Here is a 6,503-nt window from a genome sequence, read left to right as displayed (position 1 = left end):
CGTACCTCGCCCGGAAAGCTCTCCGAGGCGGCACCCGCCGGCTGCGGCTGCACCACCATCGCCGGGCGCGGCGGAGCCGGCGGCGCCTGGGGTTTTTCGCAAGCGCCAAGCGCCAGCGCGAGGGACAGGACGGAAAGCGGAGCGAGGAAACGGGGTGACATGTTCGGTGGCCCTTCGCAGACGGCGTTTTGGAATTCTTATACTGGCGGGTATAGTAAAAATAGAAAACTCACCAGTCCAGTATTTAAACGGCGAAAATGTCAGACAAATCTTTTCCCGGTAACGGCCCCGGCCGGCCCAAGGACCCCGCCAAGCGCAGGGCCATTCTCGAGGCGGCGAAATGCCTGTTCCTGCGGCAGGGCTATGACGGCAGCAGCATGGACGCCATCGCCGCCCATGCCGGAGTTTCCAAGCTCACGGTGTACAGCCATTTCAACGACAAGGAGACGCTGTTCGCTGCCGCGGTGAAGGCCAAGTGCGAAGAGCAGCTGCCCGACCTGCTGTTCGAACTGACCGAGGAGGCGCCCATCGAGGCGCTGCTGATGAGGATCGGGCTGGGTTTCTACAGCCTGATCAACAGTGCGGAATCGGTGGGCCTGCACCGCACCATGATCGCCCTGGCCAGTTCCAACCCTCGGCTCTCGCAGCTGTTCTACGAGGCCGGGCCGAAGCAGGTGATCGAGGAGATGGCGCGGCTGTTGGCCGAGGTGGATCGCGCCGGGAAACTGCGCATCGCCGACCCGCACGGCGCCGCCGAGCATTTTTTCTGCCTGGTCAAGGGCGGCCATCACTTCCGCCACCTGATCGGCTGCGCCGAAGCGCAGAGTGCGGAAGACGAGCAGGCCCACGTGCGCGACGTGGTGGAGCTGTTCCTGCGCGCGTTCCGCCTCGAGCCGCTCAGCTGAGGTTGGCCTTGTGCAAGCCGTAGAGCTTGTCGGCCGAGCCGGGCACGGCGCGGAAGGCGACGCTCAGGCGGTTCCAGCCGTTGATCGCGATGATCAGGAAGGACAGGTCGGCCACTTCCTGCTCGGAAAACTGCTCGCGCACCGCGGCGAAGATCGCGTCCGGTACGCCGTGCGGCGGCAGGTGGGTCAGCGCCTCGGTCCATTCCAGCGCCGCGCGTTCACGCGGCGAAAACAGCGGCGATTCGCGCCACACGGCGACGTGATGCAGGCGCAGCTCGCGCTCGCCGTGAATCTTGGCTTCCTTGACGTGCATGTCGACGCAGAAGGCGCAGCCGTTCAGTTGCGACGCGCGCAGTGTCACCAGATGGGCGATCTCGGCGAGAAAGGGTTTCTTGATCAGCAGAACGCTGAATTCCGCGTAAAGGGCGGCGGCGTCGGGGGACAGCTTGTGGTAGTCGAGACGTTGGCTCATGGTCGTGCTCCGCAGGGTCGGAGGGCCGTTACGGCGAATGCCGTGGTGGCCCGGTGGAGACGACTGTACGGGGCTATGGCCTAGTCACGTAGAGCCAAGTTCGACCTGTTTGACTGGGACATGAACGAGCGCGCGATCAGTTGGCGGCGACCAGTTTCTTCAGCGGATAGATGTCGTAGCGGCTGGACTTGCCGTCCAGGCTGTAGCTCGGTTTCGCGCCCTCGATCGGCGGCGCCTTGCGCGGGCGCTTCACCACCACGCGGTGGCTGGCCAGCGCCAGCGCGGCCTGCAACAGCGCCGGCGCGTCCATGTCGTCGCCCACCAGCGGGCGGAACAGGCGCATCTCCTTCTTCACCAGGGCGCTCTTGTCGCGATGCGGGAACATCGGGTCGAGGTAGATCACCTGCGGTGCCTCGCCCTGCCAGGCGCCGATCAGCTCGATGGCGTTGCCCACCAACAGGCGCATGCGCTCGACGATCGAACCGACCTCCGCGTCGCCGGCGGCGCGGGCCAGCCCATCCTCCAGCAGGGCGGCGATCAGCGGCTGGCGCTCGATCAGGCTGACCGTGCAACCCAGGGTCGCCAGCACGAAGGCATCGCGCCCCAGCCCGGCGGTGGCGTCCAGCACCGACGGCCGAATGCCCGCGCCGACGCCGACCGCCTTGGCGATCATCTGCCCGCTGCCGCCACCGAACCGCCGCCGGTGCGCCACCGCGCCCTCGAGGAAATCCACCCGCACCGGGCCTGGCGCGGCATCGCCCAGTTCGACGAACTGCAAGCCCTCGGCGCCCACCTGCACGGCGAACGCCGCGTCGCCCTGCAACGGCAGGCCGAGGCGCTGCGCCCAGCGCTCGGCGGCGGCGGAATGGTCGGCGGAAAGCGCTTCGACGCGCAGGGTCGGCAGGTCGGTCATGGTGCTCGGGGCAGGCGATGAGGGGCGGCCATTCTGCCAGAAGCCGCCGTGACGCGCGCCCGCATGACAGCGGGTCGCGCGCACCCGGCGTTCAGCCGAGTGCCGACGCTCAGCGGCACATCCGGTAGAGCCCCATGTCGACATGGAAATGGTCGTGATGGGCGGCGTTGTACTGCGGCCCGAGGGTGGTGTTGAAACTGCCGCAGGCGGCGTCGTGGACCAGGCGGAGGAAGCGCGCCGCGTCGTCATCGCCCTTCCAGTCGCGCGCCACGGTGATGCGCCGGCCGTCACGCAGGCGGAAGCCGGCGATGTCGAAGGCATTCGCCGAGGCGTGCTGGCTGCGCCGCGTGCTACCGGCGATGTTGCGGCAGGCGAAGCTGCCGAAGTGCTCGATGCGCGTCACCGGTTGGCCGAACACCGCCTGCGCGGCGGGCTGCAGGCCGTGCCGCTCGAACATCGCGTAGGCCACCGCCAGCGGACAGGTGGCGACGAAGGAGCCGCTGAAGGCCAGCTCCGACGCCTGCACGCGCACCGCGTTCTCGATCGGACAACCGGACACCGGGCCATCGGCGACGGCGCTGTAGCGCAGCGCGGAGCTCTGCAGCGCCTGTGCGCACAGCTCGCGGTCCTGCTGCAGGCGGATCAGCTTGAGCGGCGTCAGCAGGTTCGGCGCCAGGCGCACATCCAGCGGCGCCCAGGGGTTCCACTGCGGTGGCACGTCCCACCAGCCGCGCCAGATCGCCACGACCGGCGCGGCGAGGATCAGCACCAGCAAAAGGAACTTGCGCATCGGCTAGCGAAAGGCCTCGTTTAGCTCGGCGAAGCTCAACCCGCGCGCGGCGTAGGCGAAGGTCCCGCTGCTGGCGATCTCCTGCGCCGCCTGGAAGAAGCCGCTGTAGGCCGCGCGCGCCAGCGACGAGCCGACGCTGATCCGGCGCACGCCGAGCCCGGCCAGTTCGTCGACCGACAAGGCGCCGCCCGACAGGCCCATCAGCACGTTCAGCGGCTTGGGCGCCACCGCGCGCACGGCGGCGGCGATGTCTTCGCGGCGGATGAGGCCGGGCGCGTAAAGCACATCGGCGCCGGCTTCCGCGTAAGCCTCCAGGCGGCGCAGGGTGTCGCGCAGGTCATCGCGCCCGTGCAGGAGGTTTTCCGCCCGCGCGGTGAGCATGAAGGGGAAATCCAGGCCGCGTGCCGCCTGCGCCGCCGCACGCACGCGCTGCACGGCCTCCTCGAACGGATGGATCGGCAGCGCCGCATTGCCGCTGGCGTCCTCTATCGAGGCGCCGACCAGGCCGACCGCCGCGGCCCGGCGGATCGCCTCGGCGCAGCCTTCGGCGGTGGCGCTGAAACCGTTCTCCAGGTCGGCGCTGACCGGCAACGGCGTGGCCTCGACGATGCTGCGCGCATTCGCCAGGGTCTGCTCCAGGTCCAGCGCGCCCTCGCCGTCCGGGCGGCCGAGGGAAAAGGCCAGGCCGGCGCTGGTGGTGGCCAGCGCCGGGAAGCCCAGCGCCGCGAGCAGCTTCGCCGAGCCGGCATCCCAGGGATTGGGGATGACGAACGCGCCGTCGCGCGCGTGCAGCGCCTTGAACGCCTGGCCGCGAGATGCCTGGGACGTCATCGAATTGCCCTCCGCAAAAAAGTCGACCTTACCCTCAAAGCAGATCGAGCTGCGACGTGCGCACCTCCGGGAGCGCCTCCAGGCCGGGCAGGCGGCGGCGCAGTCGCTCGTGGAAGCGCTTGGCCTGCTCGCCGGCCAGCCGGTTGTCCGGCGTGTGCAGGTAGATGTGCGGCGTCAGGCCCTGCTCGATCCACTCGGCGAGCTTGCCGACCCAGCGCGTCAGGTGCGCGTCGTTGGCGTCGAGATCCGGCCCGCCGATGAACCGCACCTGCGGCGAGGCGCTGAAGGACGTCGGCCGCACCGACGCCAGGCGCGGCTTGCGCCGCTGCGCATCGAGCACCGCCGGGTCGTCGCTGCGGCAGGCGAAGAGCGCGCGGGCGTCCAGGCAGATGCGTTCCACACCCCGATCGCGCAGCAGCCGATTGAGCGCCCGCTCGGCATCGCTGGCATCGAAGAACTGCGCATGCCGCACCTCGACCGCCAGCGAGCGCACGCCCAATGCATCGATGAACTCGCCCAGCTGGGCCAGGCGCTGCGGCCCGAAGGCCCGCGGCAGTTGCAGCCAGAGCGGCTGCAGACGCTCGCCCAGCGGCGCCATCAGCGCGAGGAATCGCCGGGCGCTGGCCAGGTTGTCACGCAGGTCGCCCTCATGGCTGATTTCCTTCGGCAGCTTGGCGCAGAAGCGGAAATCCGCCGGCAGGGTCTGCGCCCAGCGTTCGACCTTGGCGGCGTCCGGCCAGGCGTAGAAGGTCGTGTTGCCCTCGACGCTGTTGAACAGGTGGCAGTAATGGGCGAGGAAGTCTTCGGCGAGCGCCTCGCGCGGGAACACCGAACCGCGCCAGGCGGCATCGTTCCAGGAAGGGCAACCGAGAAAGTACGGGAGCGGCACTAGGCGTAGAGGTCGAGGCCGAGGACTTCGTTGGCGTCCAGCTCGCTGGCGTAGCTGGCGGTGGTGCTGTAGCTGGCCAGGGCCTGGGCGGCGCGGCTGGTCACCGGACGTTCGTAGGTGTCGGTGTAACGAACGATGGGCAGGCTGTCGTTGTTCGACTCGCGGACGGTCTTGCTCTGCTCGACCTGACGCGGCTGCGCGACGTTCTCGAAGTCCTGGCTGGCGGCCGTCGAGGTGGGATCTTCCCGGCGCAGCTCATCCCCGCGCGAAACGTCGCGGTAGGGCGCGATCGCCGTTCCCTGCCGGGAGGAGCGATCCACTGTGTAGGGGGATGTATAACCGTCGATACGCATTGGATAACCTCAAGGTCGCGCCACTCTAATCGGTCGCCTGAAGGCTGGCAATCGTCGCCGGCACGGCGGCCGGGAGCGCGGATGAACGGCGCCCCACACCTGCTCCGACCGGGCCGCGCAGGCCTGGTTCATGGGCCCTGCCGAGCGGTTTCTAGAGCGGTGCCTTGGGCGTCGCTACGTTGTCGCGCAGATACACGGGCTGCGCCGCATCGGCTTCGACACCTTCGCCGCGCGCCCAGGCGAAACCGGCGAGCGCGAGCAGGTCTTCGGCGTGCGGCAACAGGCTGGCGTCCAGCGCCTGCGGCGCCACCGGCAGGCGAGCCACGTATCCCCAACCCGTGCCCGCGCCGAACCAGTTGCCGGCGGCGTCGCGCGGCAGGCCGACGCGTTCGGGCGGCAAGACGGCCTCGGCGCCGAGCAGGCGCATCTCGCCGGCCTCCAGCCGATAGCAGCCCCAGTACACCTCGTCCATGCGCGCGTCGATGGCCGCGGCGACCTGGGTGGCGGCGTGCTCGCGGTGAGCGCGCTGGGCAAGCACGGCGAGATCGGAGATCGGCAGCACCGGCCGCTCCAGGGCGAACGCCAGGCCCTGAACCACGCCGATGGCGATACGCACGCCGGTGAAGGCGCCGGGGCCTCGGCCAAATGCGATGGCGTCCAGCGCGCTCATGCCGATGCCGGCCTCGGCGAGGATCTCGCCGATCATCGGCAGCAGCCGCTGGGCATGCAGGCGCGGGATCACCTCGTGACGCACCAGCACCCGTTGCTCGTGGAGCAAGGCAACGGAACAGGCTTCGGTGGAGGTGTCCAGGGCCAGCAAGGTGGTCATCGGTGGGTCCGCAGTGAGGGAGGAAAAGGCCGCGCATTATAGCCGCAGCGTGCCGCTCGCTGCGGTGTGCGGCGCAAACGAAAACGGCCCGCGAGCGGGCCGTTCGGAACGCGCGGTGGGTCAGCTCAGCGCGGCGAACACCTTGGCGGTGATTTCCTCGACCGAACCCACGCCCTGCACGGCGGTGTATTTCGGCGTGCCCTCGACGGCCGCGAGCTGCTGGTAGAAGTCCACCAGCGGCTTGGTCTGCGAGTGGTACACCGACAGGCGGTGGCGCACGGTCGCTTCCTTGTCGTCGTCACGCTGGATCAGCGCTTCGCCGGTAAGGTCGTCGACATCCGCGACTTTCGGCGGGTTGTGCTCGATGTGGTAGACGCGACCCGAATCCGGGTGCACGCGGCGACCGGCGATGCGGCTGACGATTTCCTCGTCGTCGACGGCGATTTCCACCACGTAGTCGATCTTCACCCCGGCCTGCTTCAGCGCCTCGGCCTGCGGAATGGTCCGCGGGAAGCCGTCGA

The 6,503-nt window shown here is 69.2% G+C and carries 9 protein-coding genes; 1 reads left to right on the top strand and 8 read right to left on the bottom strand.

The genetic code is table 11. The features are described 5' to 3' along the window. Positions 1–257 precede the first annotated feature (257 nt). On the top strand, positions 258–905 hold the full coding sequence (locus B3E91_RS09485; protein WP_273233528.1) for a TetR/AcrR family transcriptional regulator: 648 nt from the start codon (positions 258–260) through the stop codon (positions 903–905). Here the strand turns inward: B3E91_RS09485 and B3E91_RS09480 are convergent. The 8 genes from B3E91_RS09480 to B3E91_RS09445 form a co-directional block, all read right to left on the bottom strand. Next, complete coding sequence (locus B3E91_RS09480) at positions 898–1,377, bottom strand: carboxymuconolactone decarboxylase family protein (RefSeq protein WP_287029209.1); 480 nt, start codon at positions 1,375–1,377, stop codon at positions 898–900. The two genes, B3E91_RS09485 and B3E91_RS09480, sit on opposite strands and share 8 nt — an antisense overlap. A 136-nt stretch (positions 1,378–1,513) precedes the next feature. Continuing rightward, the gene (locus tag B3E91_RS09475; protein ID WP_287029208.1) at positions 1,514–2,290 is read right to left on the bottom strand and encodes a class I SAM-dependent methyltransferase; all 777 of its coding nucleotides are present in this window, start codon (positions 2,288–2,290) and stop codon (positions 1,514–1,516) included. 109 nt (positions 2,291–2,399) lie between these two features. Next, on the bottom strand, positions 2,400–3,080 hold the full coding sequence (locus B3E91_RS09470; RefSeq protein ID WP_287029207.1) for an extensin family protein: 681 nt from the start codon (positions 3,078–3,080) through the stop codon (positions 2,400–2,402). Positions 3,081–3,083: 3 nt separating this feature from the next. Continuing rightward, a complete protein-coding gene (locus B3E91_RS09465; RefSeq protein ID WP_287029204.1) occupies positions 3,084–3,911 on the bottom strand; it encodes an isocitrate lyase/PEP mutase family protein in 828 nt (275 codons plus the stop codon). A 34-nt stretch (positions 3,912–3,945) separates the two neighbouring features. Further along, positions 3,946–4,800: a DUF72 domain-containing protein gene (locus tag B3E91_RS09460; protein WP_287029202.1), complete on the bottom strand. Its 855-nt coding sequence runs from the start codon at positions 4,798–4,800 to the stop codon at positions 3,946–3,948. Beyond that, positions 4,800–5,153 (bottom strand): hypothetical protein, encoded by a 354-nt coding sequence (locus tag B3E91_RS09455; protein WP_287029201.1) that lies wholly within the window; start codon positions 5,151–5,153, stop codon positions 4,800–4,802. Before B3E91_RS09455 ends, B3E91_RS09460 begins: the two co-directional genes overlap by 1 nt. A gap of 151 nt (positions 5,154–5,304) precedes the next feature. After that, positions 5,305–5,982 carry a tRNA (adenosine(37)-N6)-threonylcarbamoyltransferase complex dimerization subunit type 1 TsaB gene (tsaB, locus tag B3E91_RS09450; RefSeq protein ID WP_090228810.1) on the bottom strand — a complete coding sequence of 226 codons (678 nt, stop codon included), beginning with the start codon at positions 5,980–5,982 and terminating at the stop codon, positions 5,305–5,307. A 120-nt stretch (positions 5,983–6,102) separates the two neighbouring features. Continuing rightward, a partial coding sequence (locus tag B3E91_RS09445) for a nucleoside monophosphate kinase (protein WP_287029200.1) occupies positions 6,103–6,503 on the bottom strand: 401 nt, incomplete at its 5' end.

It is taken from the genome of Pseudomonas sp. UBA6310 (assembly GCF_002438225.1).
Lineage (GTDB): Bacteria > Pseudomonadota > Gammaproteobacteria > Pseudomonadales > Pseudomonadaceae > Pseudomonas_O > Pseudomonas_O kuykendallii.
This window is presented reverse-complemented; position numbering and strand designations above follow the sequence as displayed.